The organism is Rhizobium sp. CB3090, from assembly GCF_029714285.1.
GTDB lineage: Bacteria > Pseudomonadota > Alphaproteobacteria > Rhizobiales > Rhizobiaceae > Rhizobium.
This window is the reverse complement of the sequence record NZ_CP121662.1, coordinates 3706723-3722726: the sequence shown is the minus strand read 5'-3', so window position 1 is coordinate 3722726 and position 16004 is coordinate 3706723. Positions and strand designations below refer to the sequence as shown.

At 56.8% G+C, this 16004-nt stretch carries 20 protein-coding genes and 1 tRNA gene; 7 read left to right on the top strand and 14 right to left on the bottom strand.

The features are described 5' to 3' along the window. Positions 1-3: 3 nt before the first annotated feature. Both QA646_RS17895 and QA646_RS17890 read right to left on the bottom strand, forming a co-directional pair. Positions 4-1515: an ABC transporter ATP-binding protein gene (locus tag QA646_RS17895; protein ID WP_283056714.1), complete on the bottom strand. Its 1512-nt coding sequence runs from the start codon at positions 1513-1515 to the stop codon at positions 4-6. 81 nt (positions 1516-1596) lie between these two features. Further along, complete coding sequence (locus tag QA646_RS17890) at positions 1597-2592, bottom strand: BMP family ABC transporter substrate-binding protein (protein ID WP_283056713.1); 996 nt, start codon at positions 2590-2592, stop codon at positions 1597-1599. 59 nt (positions 2593-2651) lie between these two features. On the opposite strand from QA646_RS17890, the gene QA646_RS17885 reads away from it, so the two are divergent. Continuing rightward, a complete protein-coding gene (locus QA646_RS17885) occupies positions 2652-3275 on the top strand; it encodes a hypothetical protein (protein ID WP_283056712.1) in 624 nt (207 codons plus the stop codon). Positions 3276-3295: 20 nt separating this feature from the next. Here the strand turns inward: QA646_RS17885 and QA646_RS17880 are convergent, their stop codons facing one another. Further along, positions 3296-3613, bottom strand: a complete 318-nt coding sequence (locus tag QA646_RS17880; RefSeq protein ID WP_283056711.1) for a hypothetical protein — start codon at positions 3611-3613, stop codon at positions 3296-3298. A gap of 234 nt (positions 3614-3847) precedes the next feature. Between QA646_RS17880 and QA646_RS17875 the strand changes: the two genes are divergently transcribed. Continuing rightward, positions 3848-3937: transfer RNA gene (locus QA646_RS17875), tRNA-Ser, on the top strand. A 157-nt stretch (positions 3938-4094) separates the two neighbouring features. Here the strand turns inward: QA646_RS17875 and QA646_RS17870 are convergent. Together QA646_RS17870 and QA646_RS17865 are read right to left on the bottom strand one after the other, a co-directional pair. Beyond that, positions 4095-4523, bottom strand: a complete 429-nt coding sequence (locus tag QA646_RS17870) for a hypothetical protein (protein ID WP_283056710.1) — start codon at positions 4521-4523, stop codon at positions 4095-4097. Continuing rightward, complete coding sequence (locus tag QA646_RS17865) at positions 4520-5542, bottom strand: hypothetical protein (protein WP_283056709.1); 1023 nt, start codon at positions 5540-5542, stop codon at positions 4520-4522. Before QA646_RS17865 ends, QA646_RS17870 begins: the two co-directional genes overlap by 4 nt. A gap of 110 nt (positions 5543-5652) precedes the next feature. On the opposite strand from QA646_RS17865, the gene QA646_RS17860 reads away from it, so the two are divergent. The 5 genes from QA646_RS17860 to QA646_RS17840 all read left to right on the top strand — a co-directional run bounded on the left by QA646_RS17860 (position 5653) and on the right by QA646_RS17840 (position 7827). Then, entirely contained in the window at positions 5653-5889 is a 237-nt protein-coding gene (locus tag QA646_RS17860; protein WP_283056708.1) for a helix-turn-helix transcriptional regulator, read from the top strand. Next, positions 5886-6170, top strand: a complete 285-nt coding sequence (locus QA646_RS17855; protein ID WP_283056707.1) for a hypothetical protein — start codon at positions 5886-5888, stop codon at positions 6168-6170. The genes QA646_RS17860 and QA646_RS17855 overlap by 4 nt, the downstream gene beginning before the upstream one ends. Positions 6171-6242: 72 nt before the next feature. Further along, positions 6243-6710 carry a hypothetical protein gene (locus QA646_RS17850; RefSeq protein ID WP_283056706.1) on the top strand — a complete coding sequence of 156 codons (468 nt, stop codon included), beginning with the start codon at positions 6243-6245 and terminating at the stop codon, positions 6708-6710. A gap of 87 nt (positions 6711-6797) precedes the next feature. Further along, a complete protein-coding gene (locus tag QA646_RS17845) occupies positions 6798-7124 on the top strand; it encodes a hypothetical protein (RefSeq protein WP_283056705.1) in 327 nt (108 codons plus the stop codon). A gap of 133 nt (positions 7125-7257) precedes the next feature. Next, positions 7258-7827 (top strand): hypothetical protein, encoded by a 570-nt coding sequence (locus QA646_RS17840; RefSeq protein ID WP_283056704.1) that lies wholly within the window; start codon positions 7258-7260, stop codon positions 7825-7827. Between the two features lie 54 nt (positions 7828-7881). Here the strand turns inward: QA646_RS17840 and QA646_RS17835 are convergent, their stop codons facing one another. From QA646_RS17835 to QA646_RS17795, 9 genes are all read right to left on the bottom strand, one after another. Next, entirely contained in the window at positions 7882-8520 is a 639-nt protein-coding gene (locus tag QA646_RS17835; RefSeq protein ID WP_283056703.1) for a DUF3102 domain-containing protein, read from the bottom strand. A gap of 56 nt (positions 8521-8576) precedes the next feature. Beyond that, positions 8577-8912 (bottom strand): hypothetical protein, encoded by a 336-nt coding sequence (locus tag QA646_RS17830; protein ID WP_283056702.1) that lies wholly within the window; start codon positions 8910-8912, stop codon positions 8577-8579. Further along, a complete protein-coding gene (locus QA646_RS17825) occupies positions 8912-11047 on the bottom strand; it encodes a hypothetical protein (RefSeq protein WP_283056701.1) in 2136 nt (711 codons plus the stop codon). The genes QA646_RS17830 and QA646_RS17825 overlap by 1 nt, the downstream gene beginning before the upstream one ends. Continuing rightward, positions 11047-11712, bottom strand: coding sequence for a Gp138 family membrane-puncturing spike protein (locus QA646_RS17820; protein WP_283056700.1), 666 nt, complete (start codon positions 11710-11712; stop codon positions 11047-11049). The genes QA646_RS17825 and QA646_RS17820 overlap by 1 nt, the downstream gene beginning before the upstream one ends. Beyond that, the gene (locus QA646_RS17815; protein ID WP_283056699.1) at positions 11709-12575 is read right to left on the bottom strand and encodes a hypothetical protein; all 867 of its coding nucleotides are present in this window, start codon (positions 12573-12575) and stop codon (positions 11709-11711) included. Before QA646_RS17815 ends, QA646_RS17820 begins: the two co-directional genes overlap by 4 nt. 202 nt (positions 12576-12777) lie before the next feature. Continuing rightward, positions 12778-13476 (bottom strand): hypothetical protein, encoded by a 699-nt coding sequence (locus QA646_RS17810; RefSeq protein WP_283056698.1) that lies wholly within the window; start codon positions 13474-13476, stop codon positions 12778-12780. A 1-nt stretch (position 13477) separates the two neighbouring features. Then, entirely contained in the window at positions 13478-14047 is a 570-nt protein-coding gene (locus tag QA646_RS17805) for a hypothetical protein (RefSeq protein WP_283056697.1), read from the bottom strand. Positions 14048-14058: 11 nt separating this feature from the next. Continuing rightward, on the bottom strand, positions 14059-15549 hold the full coding sequence (locus tag QA646_RS17800; protein ID WP_283056696.1) for a terminase: 1491 nt from the start codon (positions 15547-15549) through the stop codon (positions 14059-14061). Further along, positions 15546-15944, bottom strand: a complete 399-nt coding sequence (locus tag QA646_RS17795) for a hypothetical protein (protein ID WP_283056695.1) — start codon at positions 15942-15944, stop codon at positions 15546-15548. The genes QA646_RS17800 and QA646_RS17795 overlap by 4 nt, the downstream gene beginning before the upstream one ends. Between the last annotated feature and the right edge of the window lie 60 nt (positions 15945-16004).

The window sequence follows — 16004 nt, the reverse complement described above, 5'->3', positions numbered from 1 at the left end:
GCCTCATGCGGCAATGCCGGCCATCATCAGGCCGAGTGTCTGTTCACCGGCCTCAGCCGTTTTTTCGCCGACGACGTGGCCGGCGAACATGACGAGGATGCGGTCCGAAAGCGCACGGATTTCATCCAGCTCCACCGACACCAGCAGGATCGCCTTGCCGGCATCGCGCATCTCGATGATGCGGCGGTGGATGAATTCGATCGCGCCGATGTCGACGCCGCGTGTCGGCTGGCCGATCAGCAGAGCCTTCGGATCGCGCTCGATCTCGCGGGCAACGACGATCTTCTGTTGATTGCCGCCGGAGAAATTGGCGGTCTTCAGCCGTGCGTTCGGCGGGCGAATATCGTATTTCTCGATCTTCTCCAGCGCATCCTTGCGCATGGCGTCGAGATCGAGCATGCCGGCTTTGCCGTATTTCAGATCCCGGTGATAGCCGAGTATGGAATTCTCATATTCCTCGAACTTTAGGACGAGGCCCATGTGATGGCGGTCTTCCGGAATATGGGCGAGGCCGAGTTCACGTAAGGCGGCCGGGTCGGCGGTGCCGATCGGCTCGCCGTGCAGGTAGATTTCGCCCGAGGCCGGCTTGCGGATGCCGGCGATCGCCTCCAACAGTTCCGACTGGCCGTTGCCGGCAACGCCGGCGATGCCGACGATCTCGCCGGCGCGGACGTCGAAGGAAACATCATCGACCATGGTGACGCCACGGCCATCCTTGACGGTCAGGTTGCGAACGGAGAGCACGACCTCGCCGGGATGAGCAGAACCTTTTTCGACGCGCAGCAACACGCGACGGCCGACCATCAGCTCAGCGAGCTCTTCGACCGTGGTTTCCGCCGTCTTGCGCGTTGCGACCATTTCGCCGCGGCGCATGACCGACACCGTATCGGTGATCGCCATGATTTCGCGCAACTTATGGGTGATGAGGATGATGGTCTTGCCCTGATCGCGCAACACGCGGAGAATCCGGAACAGATTGTCGGCTTCGGCTGGCGTCAAAACGCCAGTCGGCTCGTCCAGGATTAATATCTCGGCGCCGCGATACATGGCCTTCAGGATCTCGACGCGCTGCTGCTGACCGACGGGAAGCTCCTCGATCAAGGCGTCCGGATCGACATCGAGGCCGTAATCCGTCTCCAGGCGTCTGAGTTCGGCGCGGGCGGCCGTGACGCCCTTCGCCAGCAAAGCGCCGCCCTCGGCGCCCAGCATGACGTTTTCCAGCACGGAGAAATTGTCGACCAGCATGAAATGCTGGTGCACCATGCCGATGCCGGCGGCGATGGCCGTCTGGCTGTCGCGGATGGCGATGGGATTGCCGTTGATGCGGATCTCGCCGCTGTCGGCATGATAGAAGCCGTAGATGATCGACATCAGAGTCGACTTCCCGGCACCGTTCTCACCGATGATCCCGTGGATGGAGCCCTTGGCGACGGTCAGGTTGATATCTTTGTTGGCATGGACGGCACCGAACTTCTTGTCGATGCCCACGAGTTCGATGGCAGGCGTTTGGCTCACTACGCAGCTCCAGAAATCTGACTTCCGGATAAGAAAAGGGCGTATGACGTTTTGAATATCGTCATACGCCCTTATTTCATATCAGCTCTTCGGGCAGGCGTTGTCGGTCGTGTAGTCGTGGACCTTGACCGTGCCGGCAATGATGTCGGCAGTCGCCTTGTCGACGGCAGCCTTCATTTCCGGCGTGACGAGCGGCTTGTTGTTGTCGTCCATGGCAGCGCCGACGCCCTCTTCCTTGAGGCCGAGTTCCTGCGTGCCGGCGGTGAACTTGCCGTTCTTGGCGTCGGTGAAGGCGTTATAGACGGCGAGGTCGACGCGCTTGACGACGGAGGTCAGAACCGAACCCGGATGCAGGTAGTTCTGGTTGCTATCGACGCCGATGGAGAGCTTCTTGTTGTCGGCAGCCGTCTGCAGCACGCCGAGGCCGGTGGCGCCGGCAGCCGCGTAGACCACGTCGGCACCCTGATCGATCTGGTTCTTGGTGAGCTCGCCGCCGCGAACCGGGTCGTTCCAGGCAGCGCCGGTCGTGCCGGTCATGTTCTGGAAGACTTCGATCTTCGGATTGGCGGCGCGGGCGCCCTGCTCATATCCACATTCGAACTTGCGGATCAGCGGAATGTCCATGCCGCCGACGAAGCCGATCTTGCCGGTCTTCGAAGCCATGGCGGCCATGACGCCAGCGAGGTAGGAACCTTCGTTTTCCTTGAACTTGACGGAGCGAACGTTCGGCAGATCGAGGCTGTCGTCGATCAGGACGAATTCGGTCTTCGGATATTCAGCGGCAACCTTCTGGAGAGCGGATGTCCAGGCGAAGGAGACGGCGATGACCGGATTGAAGCCCTTGCTGGCGAAATTGCGCAGTGCCTGTTCGCCCTGGGTATCGCCCGTCGGTTCGAAGTCGCGATAGGCGATGCCGGTTTCCTTCTTGAACCTTTCGGCGCCGTTATAGGCAGCTTCGTTGAAGGACTTGTCGAACTTGCCGCCGGTGCCATAAACGATCGCCGGCTTGATGTCGGCCGCAAGCGCCGTTGCCGACATGGCAGCCAGGGCGAAAAGGGTCAAAAGGGATTTTTTCATGAGTTGCAGCCCTATTGTTGCTATCTTGTTGGGTCCTCCCGCAAGCCCGTCGACCGGACATGTCTGCGGAACCGCCGGCCTCCCCCGAGGCCAAGCTGGCGCGCATCCTTGCATGGCTGCAGGAAAAATTCACGAGAAATTTTTCAGTTGGTAAAGATTTGTGGGAATTGCCAAAAACCCGCTCAAAGGAGCTGATTTCTGGCCATTTTCGCTCTCAAACTGCAATTTTATTAGCCAAGCAAGGGGCCGATGGCCGATGTCGGAGTGACGGCCTCGAGCGCCAGTGCGATGTGCTCGATACCGGGGTCGCGATGCTGAAACTTGGGACTGATAGCAATACCGTCGGGATCGATCTCCAGATCCTCCGCCGCGCTGCGCACGATGGCGGGGTTTATCCAGAGGCGCAGAATCGAGCAATCGGCATCGTCCTCCCACTCGCCGTCCAGGCCGGCTGGAACGATATCGATATCGCCGTGCGACTGAACACGGCGATGCTGTCGGCCGTCGCAGCGGCATCGGGCATTGACCGGCGCTCCGATATGAATTCCAAGCCGGTGAAACGGTGTTGCCGGTATGTATGTAAGGCCGGCAGCGATATTCCAGCGCTCCGCTTTTATGCCGAAGGGGCCGAGGTCGTGATCAAGCAAGTCCCTTCTCCCGTCTTCGGCGCCTGGGTCGACTGAATTTTCCGTGCGTTCGCGTATCAGACGCTGAAGCGGCCTGCGACAGGCGGCTTCTTGTAGGCGATCATCCAAAGAAGCAGGGAGATCACGAGGAACACCGCGAACGCCGGCTGGAACAACAGCCACTGAACCGCCAGATCATAAAGGCGCGGATGGATGTAGTAGGAAATCAGCGACTGGACGGTCGCAAGAGACGATGGGCTGACATCGTTCCAAGCATCCTCCATCGGCGTCACCACGATGGCGGAGGCGGCAACCGATTGGATGGAATCGATGGTTCCGGCAATCACCGCAACGACCAGCGCGACTAGGCTGGCAAAACGCAACAAGAAACGCATCGCATCCTCCGCATACTCATTACCCATCGGCCATAAACGAGGAGCCGACCGCACTCTGCGCCATCCTTCTTCTTAGATAAGTTGGGAGCCGGACAAGCGCAATGGACCAAAGGCCTGGAGTTTTCTGTCGGGAAGTCAAAAATCTGTCAGATTCGGGTTGATCCGAAGAAATTCATCGGTATATATCGCGGCCGTTCCGACGATTTGCCTCCTGACCGGTTGCGAAACGCCAAAGGACAGGTGGCCGAGTGGTTTAAGGCGCACGCCTGGAACGCGTGTGTACGTGAAAGCGTACCGAGGGTTCGAATCCCTCCCTGTCCGCCATGAGGCTTTGTTTTCGTTGGATAATTTACCTTTTTCTCCCTTTGTCTCGCGTTCGTACCCGCGTTATATATTGAGCATAAAAAGCATGAAAAAGGCCCCCGAAGGAGCCTTTGTCGTTGCGAGTCGGGACATAGCGCAGATTTCAGATGACGGGGGTTCAGAATGCGCCCCCATACGCGACCGAAAGGCGTGTGCGATCGAGCGCACGGGCCAAAAGCCGTTTGTCCTTTATGCCAGAGCGCAAAAGTTCCCTCGCGACTCGATAGCCATCACCGTTGAAGTCCAAATAGGCTTCGTCAGTCCTCAGTGTCAGGCACGAATCGGCAGGCTGCCAACCTTCGGCGATATCCAAATCTCCACAACGGGGAATGCCCCATCCGAGATCCGGCTCGTCGTCGCCCTCATCGAGTGCATCATGCCGCTCATCCTGGACATCGCCGCCTTCACGGTCTTCATCAGCGGGATTGGCGTCTGCCAAGTACGGTTCAAAGTCCGAATCACCGTCCAGGAGATCGAGAAGTTCAATCAGCTCCTCGATGCGGGCCTCAAGTTCGGCGCGGCAATGTTGCAAGGAAATTGCGGTCATACCCGTACCTCCCCACCCATGTCGATGACAGCATGAATGAAGCGGCAAAACTCACCCCAACGACCAGCCGTGTTCGGATCACCATCGAACAAGCCGGACGCCTGCACGGCGCGCGCTTTGATCTGCAATCCTAGATGCGTGAATGCCGGAATCATGGAAATCTTTGCGCTTGCTTCCTTCACGGCAGCATCCGCATCGCAAACACGCTGCGCCGCCGGAACGACGCCTGCAGCCTCTGACAGCCGGGTTGTTTCGGCTTCGTATTTGAGGGCGAGCTCAAGTCTTTGCTTCCAAGCGACAATCTCACCCTCTATCCAGGCCCGATCGCGCGCCAGAGACTTTTCAGTCCGACCCTTCGGTGTTCGTTGCGACAAATAGGCAATTCGTTCCTTTGCTTCCTCCGAGGCGTAGACGTGAAAGCACGTTCGCGGGTACTTCTCCCGAAATTCGGGAGATACTTTCATGGCAAGACCGCTGGTATCTCTCATCATAAATCGGCCGAGAATATCGCGCTCGGCGTATTTAATGTACTGCCTGCCGCTTTGGTGGGCGTTGGCGCTGCCGAGAAGCTCGTCTGGAGCGAGTGGCCAGGCATGCTTCCATTCATCGCCCAACCATTCAAATGCTTCCTTGGCGGCAGACTCTTCAGCCTGTGCAGCTAAAAGGGTGTCGTAGGCTTTCAAGAGGTCGGGATTTTCATTTATCGTTTCTACCTGACCGGATATGTCCTCAGCTGCTCTGGGAGCCTCACTGGCTGCAAAGGCGGCTTTCGGAGTGTCCACCACTAGAGAAGCTGCGGACGCTGCCAGCAGCCCTCCCTTGGCTAGCAGGAAGTTCCGGCGGTTGGTTGCGGCTGTAGTTGTCTCGGTGGATCTGGAGACGGGAGGCATTGCGGTGGAGCTTTCGATAAGAGCAAGCGCTCCCCGCGAATCACCAGCTCTCAAAAGTTCGGCTAGACGACTTAAGGTGTTTCCCACAGGCATAGCTTCGCCGGCGGCCGTAACAGCATGGTTCGGCATTTCATTGCTCCCGTTGATAACGATTTTCGTTAATCAAAACGTAATCCGTTGCCGCTAGTTGTGTCAAACGATTTTCGTTATGATAGTTGAAAATCGTTTTAGGAGATCCCGTGATTACACCAGATCAATGCAGGGCTGCCCGTGCACTCGTAAATCTCTCTCAGGATGAGCTCGCCAGACGTGCCAAGGTAGGACAGTCCACTGTTAGGAACTTCGAGGCTGGACGATCGACGCCAGTTACAAACAATTTAGAAGCCATCAAATCCGTGCTGGAAGCTGCTGGAGTGGCGTTTCTGGGAGCGTCTGAAATGATCGACGGCGGCGTGGGGGTGAGGCTACGGAAATGACAGACGAACTCCGACTTGAGGCCCATCGATATTGGATGGGGTTGCTACTTATGCATGCGGTCACTGGTAGGCAGGTAACTGCTGAGTTTATCAGACAACATCTGATGGATCTCAAAAATGGTGTTCCGCTCGACCATCTTGATCCTGATGGACCGCTTAGCCCATCTGACTGGGACGAGGAAAATTTACGTCGCTATCCAGCCTATGAGAACGTAGGCGAGGAATTGGCGCGTCGCATAGACCGATTCAGCGATACCGGAAGCATTCTCGATCTCACCTAACGATATTCCCATCGACTTTTGCGGGATTCCAGTTAACGTGTGCTTCAGTCATGGTTGCGCTGGGAGAGGCCTATGAGGATCACCGCTGGAATAATTTCGCTCGCATTGGCGATTTTGCCAGTCTCGGCCACCTATGCCGATGATGCCGTGATCAAGGTAGATATCCCCGGGCATGGGACATACCGAATTGGCACAGCGTCAGATCACGGCATTTCTAAATTGGTATTTGCCTCCAGCAGTGGTTTTTCTCAGTATGCGATGGGCACCGACGCTGGCCTGATCTCCTTTGTCGGCGGTAAAGACTTTCAACCCAGCGCCTCGGAATACATCCTCGATGTGAGCCAGATTATAAGCGTCAATCCAAATATGCAGACGAATCATCTCAACGCTAGCGGTCAATGCGTCATGCGGCAGTCGGAAGCGGGAGATATTGTATTCTCAGTTGAGTGCCACGCTGTCACTGACATTGGTGACGCCGAAATGACGTATAAGGGGAACGGGAAAAAGGTCACGATTAGCCATGGCATCTCCAACAAGTGACTGAAAATGACCGCGAAAGTTCTTGAGGTGTTTATTGCAAGCGGCGGTGAGAAAGCTCCGTCGCTCCTAGTTGGAGGATAGAACCAGATGTCTATCGATGGATACTTTTTATCGAAGTTGTCGGCCGGCGTCGGCTGCTTGGTGGGATTGGGCGATATACGCATGCGTGTCGAGGCCGCGTTTACAGCTATGATCACAATCAGGCCCGAACAGTTCTCCAACCCAGAGATCGGCGATCGGTACAAGGAGCTTTTCGATCGCTGTACGTCCCATGCCGCCGAAATCCATGGCGAAGGTACGATCCGAGCGACCTTGCGCCATATGAGCGATGAAGATGTCTCTGAGGTGGCGCATAAAATTTTCGAGCTTCACAATTGGTTGCTCTCCGAAAGGGCTCCCGAAGCGTTGATGTGACGCGCGATTCGAAACTGGACAACGCCGATTCCCAAAGATGAAGTAACGGGGGGAATGGCAGACAACTAAATAATGGCCCACACCCGCCAAGCTGATTTCATTGAATGAATACGCCTTCACCGGAGGGATGATCATGAACCGAACGCTAAGCGTTCTCGTTGCTCTCCTGCTGCTGCCATCAGCGGGAGCTTGGGCAGACTGTAAATCTATCGCGGATGCCGCAAAGCGATTGAGCTGCTATGATGGACAAAATAGATCCTCCGCAAACACGGTGAATCTCAAAATCGATGTTAGTGGAACGAATCCGCCGATCTTTTCGGGATCAACAAATCTCGCTGACGGAACAATGATCCAATACCAATTCAGGGGCGACGTTCCAGGTTGCTATGGCGAGTGTGGTTTGGCCAACTCCGCGTTTGTAAAAGACGGGAAATTTCAATTTGTTGCCGATATCAGAGGGGGAAGCCCACTTTATAACGACAACTACACGCTGGATATCATCACAAACGAAAGTACCGGCCACCTGCAGATTCCTTTTGGAGACGCAACCGACACCACTCGTATGGTTCGCTACACCGCAAGATATACAGTCAGCAATACATCAACGACGGAAGTCCTTGGAAGCGCAAGATTTCTACCTTTCCGTTTAGACGAGCGATATATGGAAGATGAATTCGCTCACGGTCACCGCGTTGATAATTGAGCAGACAACAACGGTAGATCAGAATTTACGAGAGCTGTGAGACTAACCGGCCTCTCAAGCTGCCTTCGCCATCCGCATATACCGCTGCACGGTTCCGTAGCTCAGCCCGGATTGTTCCTGTACCCACGGCAGCCATTCGCCACGAGGCAGGCGCGATTTGATCTCGATCAGCTTTTGTCCCTGTTCGATCGCCTGTTCACGATTGGCATTGCTACGGGCTCTCCTAAGCTCTGGAACCTTCATCGTTACCGTATTGGCCGTATCCTTGGCAGACATGCGCTCTTGAGCATAGCTACACAAACGCCAGTAGAGGGCGCCGGCAAGCGCATGACGCTGATTGATGACGCCTCGGAGCTGGTTGATTGTGCAAATGATCGGCCCGAGGGGGATTTCGTCCCACCACTGCAGCCATTCCGAAGTTCTGTTCTCCACCCAATCCGGACAGGCCCGTATCAGATCCGAGACGGCCCAGAGCGTTACTTGGTCGATCAGAGCGTTATTTCCTCGGGTTTCGCCCAACGTCGTCATGGCGAGCCGGAAATGGCCTTCTCCGTATTTCGCCAGGATCTGACACATCGTCGACACGGCGCGAGTTTGACCGGGCATCGGATAGACGTTGCCCGGGATGATTTCGATTTCGTATTCGGCACAGATCGCGCGCACAGCGGCTTCGACTTTGGCGTTATGCTTCATCTGGATCGTGTTCCGCAGAGCTCAGTTGATGGCGGTGCCGGTTTCTATTCGACGTTTCAATGCTTAACGTTATTGGCCGGCATCATGGTCTTGCTCTGTTTGATGGCTTGGTCACGCATCTCAATAAAAAACTCAGCCGAAAGGGGACTATCCATCGGCGTACCGGTCACCTGACGGAATAGTTCAGCGGTCGTGTTGAGATGCCACATGAGATCATCAATCGTGTTCAACGGCGGATCTCGAAAAAAGTTCTTTAGAGCGACTTCGCAAAAGTAGCCGGCGCGATCCAGCGGCTCACTATTAAATTCCTTTGCCGCTTTGTAGACCGCCGCCATCGGACCATCAGATAGGCTGAAATTAAATTCTAAAACTGGTGTTTTATCGTCTGACATTAGTTCTGTCCCTCCGATACGAGTTGCGCCGCGACCATCTGTTGCAACGTAGCAGAGATGTTGCTGGATATGCCACGGGCATCGGTAGCGTTCGGCGCATTCACATGGACATCGCCAATCGTGACGTTGACCGGCCGACTGCTGGACGTTGAATTCGTGACGTTGTTGGTGATCGAGGAAAGGTGCGAACTCAGGGACGCTCCAGACATAACCGAATCCACATATCCGTTGTTAGGCAGCGGACCTACACCCATCTTCCCGAAAATGCCCTCGGCACGGGCACCCATCCAAGGAGCCCAGCCGCCTTTCCGGACCTGATCTAGCGCGAAATCGATCTGCTGCTTCCACGTATTGGAATTGCGAGCATCCAGGCCGGTCTGCTTAGTGAACTCGTCCCCGAGACCGCCATGGGGCATTTGCGGATTGATCCCGCCATAATGCAATTGGAATGGCCCGAATGACGAACCTCCGTCGCCACCGCGATCAACCTTGGTCGGATCGAAACCGCGCAAACCTTCATGGCCAGCCACGCGGAGGGCGATGTTAGGATCAATGCCCCTCTTGATTGCGGCTTGGCGAATATAGGCGACAATATCCGCATTCGTGCCCGTCAGGCTCGGAGTTCCCGCCGCCAATGTCTTTCCGACGAATGACGCTACGCTGCCGCCGTTTGCAGTACCGGAACTTCCGCCAGTAAACCAAGACTTGAGCGTATCCCACCAACTGCCACTGCCTCCAGACGCCTGATTGGTGAGGGTCACCGGCATCGGATTGGCCTTCGAAACCGGGCGTCCGTCAACCTTGGTATCGCCATTCAGGAAAGCATCGAGAGCCGCGTCACGACCATTGCCAAGCATTGAAGCGCCCAAAGCGGGGTTGTTCTGCAAGGCATCTGCGTGGCCGCTGGCATCCTTTAACTTAGCGGTAGGCGCCGACTTATCCGTTCCCAGCATCCAGCGAATGACATCATCAACGCCCCATGCCCCATACTTGCGAGGCGCATTCTTCAGACCTTCGCCGGGGTTGATAAGGGCATTCACACCGCCACCAGCCATGCCATACACACCAAGAGCGGCCCATAGACCGCCGCCACCTCCGGCAGCCGGTGCCGCTCCACCGAGGGCGGCGCGGAGATTGCCAACAACACCGAGGATCTTGCTTCCGGCCCAGATTGCGACGATCGCCTCAGAGGCGGTTTTGATCTCGTTGAAATGATCGGCGATCCACTTCAGATCGTCCCTGATCTCAGGAAGCGCACCCTTGAAGTCCTGGACACCTTGGACGATCTTGCTGTCAATCCAGTCCTTGTTCTGCAGCACCCATTCATTCATATCCTTGATGATCGGCGTCAGAACCGGCTCGATTGCCCGGAAACCGTTGTCCAGCAGATTGGTGACGGCCTGCGATAGCTGCGCATAGGCTCTCTGCAGCTCTTGGGCATTCTTGATCGCCTCGTTGGTGGGCGTCAGGCTGTTTTGGATCTCCTGAACATACTTTGTGATGCCAGGACCGAGGGAATAGGCGGCGTTTTCGAGAGCAGGATCGATCCCAAGCTCTTGGGCGAGGCCGTGGGCTTTTAGCGGGCCACCAAGGGCGGGATTGTCGTGGATCTTCTGGAGCGCAGTTAGCTCTTGTGTCAGCGTCCGGATAGCATTGCCGGAGTAATCGATCCGCATTTGAGCGCCGGTTGCCAAGCGCTGGAAGGCCGATGGAAGCTGTGCGACGCCATAGCGGTTGTCGTAGAGCATTTTCTGGACGCGCTGCAGGGTGGATTCAAAGCCCTGTAGCGAGCCGCCGAACTGCTCGGTAATTTGTCCCCATGCAGAGATGGTCTGCGGCGCAATGCCCATGTTCGTCGAAAGACGGCCGAGGGCGGCATCGGCCTTGACCAGATTGCCGATGAAATCGTCAAGGGTTCGGAATCCAGCAAGCGCAGCAAAGAATCCGAGCGCTGAGCGCGTTGCGGAGCTGAAAGTATCCGAGATCTTGTCCGCCGCTGCCTCGATAGCCTTGGCGCTTTTCACGGCTTCGTTCTGTGTCTTTTTGAAGCTATCGACGGCCTGCCTCTGACCCTCGTTCAACTTCTTCGGATCGAGGCCCAATTCGATTACAAATGCGTCCAGAACCGTGACCATCAGAGCTTAGCCTTTACCTTGCTGGAAGGGCCGGAAACCGTTTCGACGAACGCATAGGTTCCATCGTCGCCGGTACCGCCTAGAAAAAGAAAACCGCTACCGGGATTGACGGCGACCTGATCGGCGCCGGTAACGGTGACCTTGCCGGAATCCGTCACGATGGAGCAGCCATTCTTGTCGATGATCCTGACACCGGTCTCGGTGAATTGGATATACTGATCGGGAACGGCGGGATTGATGATCTGACCGCCGATATAAACGCCATCGGCAAGGTTCCCCATGCGGCGCGATCCCGGATTGGACTGGCTGCCCTTGTTCGCCTTGAAAGCAGAGATATCCCGATCGGCAACAACCATAATGCCAATATCGCCGGCCTTCGGATCGCAGATGATGGCATTCGTGCCGCCCTGTGTGCGAGCGACGGGAATGTTGTTGATGACGCCGTGCCGCGTGGTGGAATTGAAGCCGTTCGACATGTCCACAAGCGGCTGTACGGACACCGTAGGAGCCGCACCAACGCCGCCGCCGCTGACAGAGCGTACCGCTACCGGGACCGCTGTACGATGATCCCTGAGCAGGCTGCGGATATGAAAATCCATGACGTTCGTGGAAGAGCCCCAGTCGCCCAATCCCATCCAGCCGAAGTAGTTTGGAACCCCACTCATGGCGCGGTCTCCGGGTCGGCATAGCAGGCCAGTTCCATTACCCAACGCCCGTTTGGCACCATGGCTTCGAGGGAATAAGACAGCCGGTTGACTTTGAAAGTGCCGCAAGCAGCCTGGATGCTGCTCTGAATCTTTACCTGGCCCTGCCAGCGCACAAGCGGGTTGAATAGGGCGGAAACACCGATCCATGCGCCGTTGAATGTTGGAAAGCCAATCAAGTTTCCAGCGTCGGCGCTAATCAAAATCGGGTCGCCTTCGCGCGGCGTGCCGGGCTTTGTAATCACAAGAGTTCCACGGTCATTGCAGTACTCGATCCCGGCATCTTGGCAGATTTTCCGGATCTGGGCCCATGGGCTTCCATAATAATAGGAGGGGGAGAGCTTGGTGGTGACACCTGCATTTTCGAAGCCAAGACCGATCTGGGATGCAAGGCCCTTGAGGGTGTCCGATACATCGGTTGCGCCCGTTGTCGAGGTGGGTTCGGCTTCCGCCTGGGCATTGTAGCTCGTGGTGGAGGCGGAAACCCTGAGACAGGTATTCGGCATGCTGTTTCCGTCAAAATAAGCGGTCAGGATGTTTCCGGCGTAGACAATATTCATCGGCCCACCCAGATCGCCCGCCTCGATCAAGATGGTGTTGTTGTAATTGCTTTGAAATTTCGTGCCGACATTCGTGATAGCCATCATGTCGGAAAAGAGCATGCCGTAGATAGCGACTTCGGCGGTTCCCTGAGACCTTCCACCGGTGATCGCGATCTCGGCCGTGGTCCGCAGATTCTCCAAAATGAGCGCATTCGTGCCGTTGGCAAAAACGCCATTAGCCATCTTCAGCGTGACGCGAAGGCGCTTTTCGGTGAAGCTCACGGCGTAACCTTCGCATGAGCAATGCCGGCCCCGAACGGAACAGGAGCGACGATCGAGACCGGCATTTTCGGCAGACTAAGTTGCCGATTAGCCATCCCCGCAGCAAAGGGAAACGTGATGGCCTGCGGGTGTTGTTTCGCACACCGCCCGCTGGTGCGCCCGTGCCGGCTAGGCTGCGAAGAATGAGCACGGGAATTCATGGTCAAACCTCCGGCAGCGGCGCGTTGGCATCCGAAAGCAATGCTTCGAAGGCTTGTTTCCAAGGATCGATGATCGGCGCGACTTCTGTATGGTTTAGTGACTTTCCGTAAACCGGCATTGCCTCCAGCGGACATTCGAGCAGCCTCTTGCGCTGCCGATAATCATCCGTCGGATATACGTTCGCGTTGTCACGCGATTGCAGATACGAGAGGGTTGCAAACAGCGGTGAAATCTCGACGATCAGGGAGCGAATACGATTTTCGACCTCGCTGGCCTTGGTCAGCAGGACGTTGCCGGCGGCGTCCCTCAGCCTGCGTTCACTGGACTTCAGAATATCCTCAGCAACGCCCAAGGAGCCCTCTAGGACGGCAGTAGCCGCACGAGCCGCCTCAAGAAACTCTTCCGCTTCTGAGAGGCGGCGCTGTGCTTCCTTAAGCTCATTATCAATCGGGTCCGCGCCCGCAAGCGCCCGAGCCGCAGCGCGTTGGCTTCGCGTGTCAACCAGGTCAGACACCCGAACGGCTAAGTTATCGAGATCATCAGACGCGCCGTAACAACGCTGAAGCGCGTTTTCCAAAGCCGCTGCCAGCCGATCGCGTTCTTGTTTTGCCTGCGCGTGAGTTTCGATCGCTTTCCGCAATTCCTCGCGGAGCGGATCGTTGGAGCCGGTGGAGCGCGCGAGACGTGCAACAATGCCCATATCAGCCTCCTACACGAACAGCGGCAGCACCGGGGAAGCGGGCGGCAAAGCTATCGGCCTTCTTGCCATCCATTGCGGGCTTCTGCTTCTTCGGCTTGCGGTAAACGGGAGCCGAAACGGTGACGCGGGCGGCGTCGGCAAATCGCGATGCAAAACCCGATAGAGCGCGATCCTCGGCTCTTTCACCGCCCACCTCGGGTTTGCCCTCGAATTCCGGCGGATCGTCTTCCGCTGCCTCCTGACCTTCGATGCAGGCTTCGCGTAGCGCTGCCCAGCCTTCCGGCGACAGTTTCATTGCAAGATCTCGCACGAATGCCATGCCGGCTTCGCCCGGAGAAACCACGTCATCAGGTTCGGCATCCATGGCATAACGTGCCGTATCGAACTTGCCTCCCTTGCCGAAGGCCTTCAGTGGCGTCTTGATCGGTTTGCCGGGAACGCGGCGAACGTTCCTGGGCATGGCGTCAAAGGCGCCCTGGGGAGCTGGACGGGTAAGATGCGGGTTTGCCACCAGGAAGGTCTTGAAATTATGCAGTTCGCGATCACTTAGCAGTCGGTTCGGATGGCTCATGAGGATTCCTTTCAATGCCGAATGAATGGTTGGGAGAAGTTGGCACCGGGCATCGCTACACGGGCTCGTGGTGAGGCTGCAGAAGCGGCTATGGCTTCCTGGCTGATGGTCATAACCCTCTTCTGCCGAGCAGCGATAAGGGCGCCTGCCGCTGCATTGGAGATATCATCGTGCCCGCCTCGCGGGTGGTCCACCTTGTCGCGGCCCGACGAGACGGTGCGGCGCTCCAGCAGAACGAACTGATTGGCAAGTCGCTTGTGATCGAGAAGACGGACCCTGCCTGAAGAGAACAGAGGCAGCGTTTCGAGATAGATCTGGCTGCGATCACGTTCAGTCGGCACATAGCGGATGCCAACTTTCGCGAAGGCATCAATGGTAAACCCGGCCGCGTACTTATCGCCCTCGATCGAAGTGCAGCCATATTCCGCCAGGAGCGCCGCAACCTGCTCCACGGCAGCGTTAGGGCTAAATGGCGGGCGGATCTCCACAACAGCGTCCAGAACCGCCATATTGCCCTCTGCATGGCTTATAGCGGCTGTGAAGCTGTCCTTGCCGGTGCCGCCGGCCACGTCCACGAAGGCATAGTATTTCACTCTGTCGAGCCGAGGACGGACCACAACATCACGATCGGTTGCCGCCTCTACAAGCTCACGGCTGATGAAATCGGCTATGTCACGGCGGAATTGCGCATCCCATTCAGCGCTTGCGGCTTCCGGATCTTCCTCGAAGGCAGCATCTCGTTCAGACGGATCAAGCGTCGGGTTCATCGTCAGACTAGGCGCCTGGATGACCAGCACTCGATCATCATTCTGGCCGAAGTGTTTGGCAAACTTGTCGTAAAGCAACCCCTTGGCTTTGTGCGGGCTGCTGATGCCGATCACGATGCTTTCGGGCGCAAGAGTGGCCATGCCGGGAACGAGCGCGCGGAACAATTCGACATCGGGACTCGCGCTATTCTCATCGCGATAGAAGGCGCATTCGTCCAGAATCACTGCAAGGTAGGCGCGCCCACGGGCAGACCGGAAGGAATTGGTCGAAACAAGAATCTCGGCTTCGTTGTTCAGCAGTAGGCTGTTCGCCGTCTCGTTGACGATCATCTGCGAAAGGTCGGGATGCTCGTTGAACAGCCCTTTTACATAGCGATGGACGATGCGCGCTTGATCCCTGTCACTGGCGATGCAGGCAATCGTCGCTAGCTCACCTGGGCGAAGGCGGCCGACATGCGCCTCCTCAATGCCGGCCGCAAAGGTGGCGACTAGCGAGGCAACCGAGTCCTTGCCGCCGCGCCTACCCACGACAAGCCATAGTTCGCGCACACGCTGCGTTGGAGGCTCGCGACCACCGGATACGCTATCGAAGATAGAACGCTCTTCAGCGGTCAATGGCAGGGCATAGGCAGCCTTCAGAATGGCTCGCCAAGCAGCCCATGATTGCCCGCTAAACAGATCGCCAAAAGCGGCGCTGTCCGTCATCACGTCTTCGATAGTGATCAGGCTCGTCATGCAGCCGCCTTATTGGCTAGGAGCTTGTCACGAAGCGATCTTGTCGATGTTGCCTTCGGCTTGCTCTTGCCCTTCTTGAGGGCGCTGAGGACGCGCGTACAGGCGTTGGAGATACGGACTATTTCGGTTTCGGAGATGTCTTCACCCCGAACGATTGCCGCCTGCATTTCCTCGCTCTTGACGCTGAGAGCCGCTGCCGTGCGGACCATGCTCATATCGGCTTCGGAAAGATTGGCAGCACCGCCCAGGTCATCGGCATAGCTCATGCACAGGTCACGATACCGTCTTGCCGACGCCGATCGCCCGTCAATGCCAGAGAGCAGCGCGGCGCCATTGCTGACACGGGCACGAGCCTTGCTCTTCATGGTGACGATATCGGATGTATCTGCGGACATCTCAGTAGCTCTCGCGAACGTGGGTACGAACGTGAGTATTCCCGAAATTGTTGGTAAAAA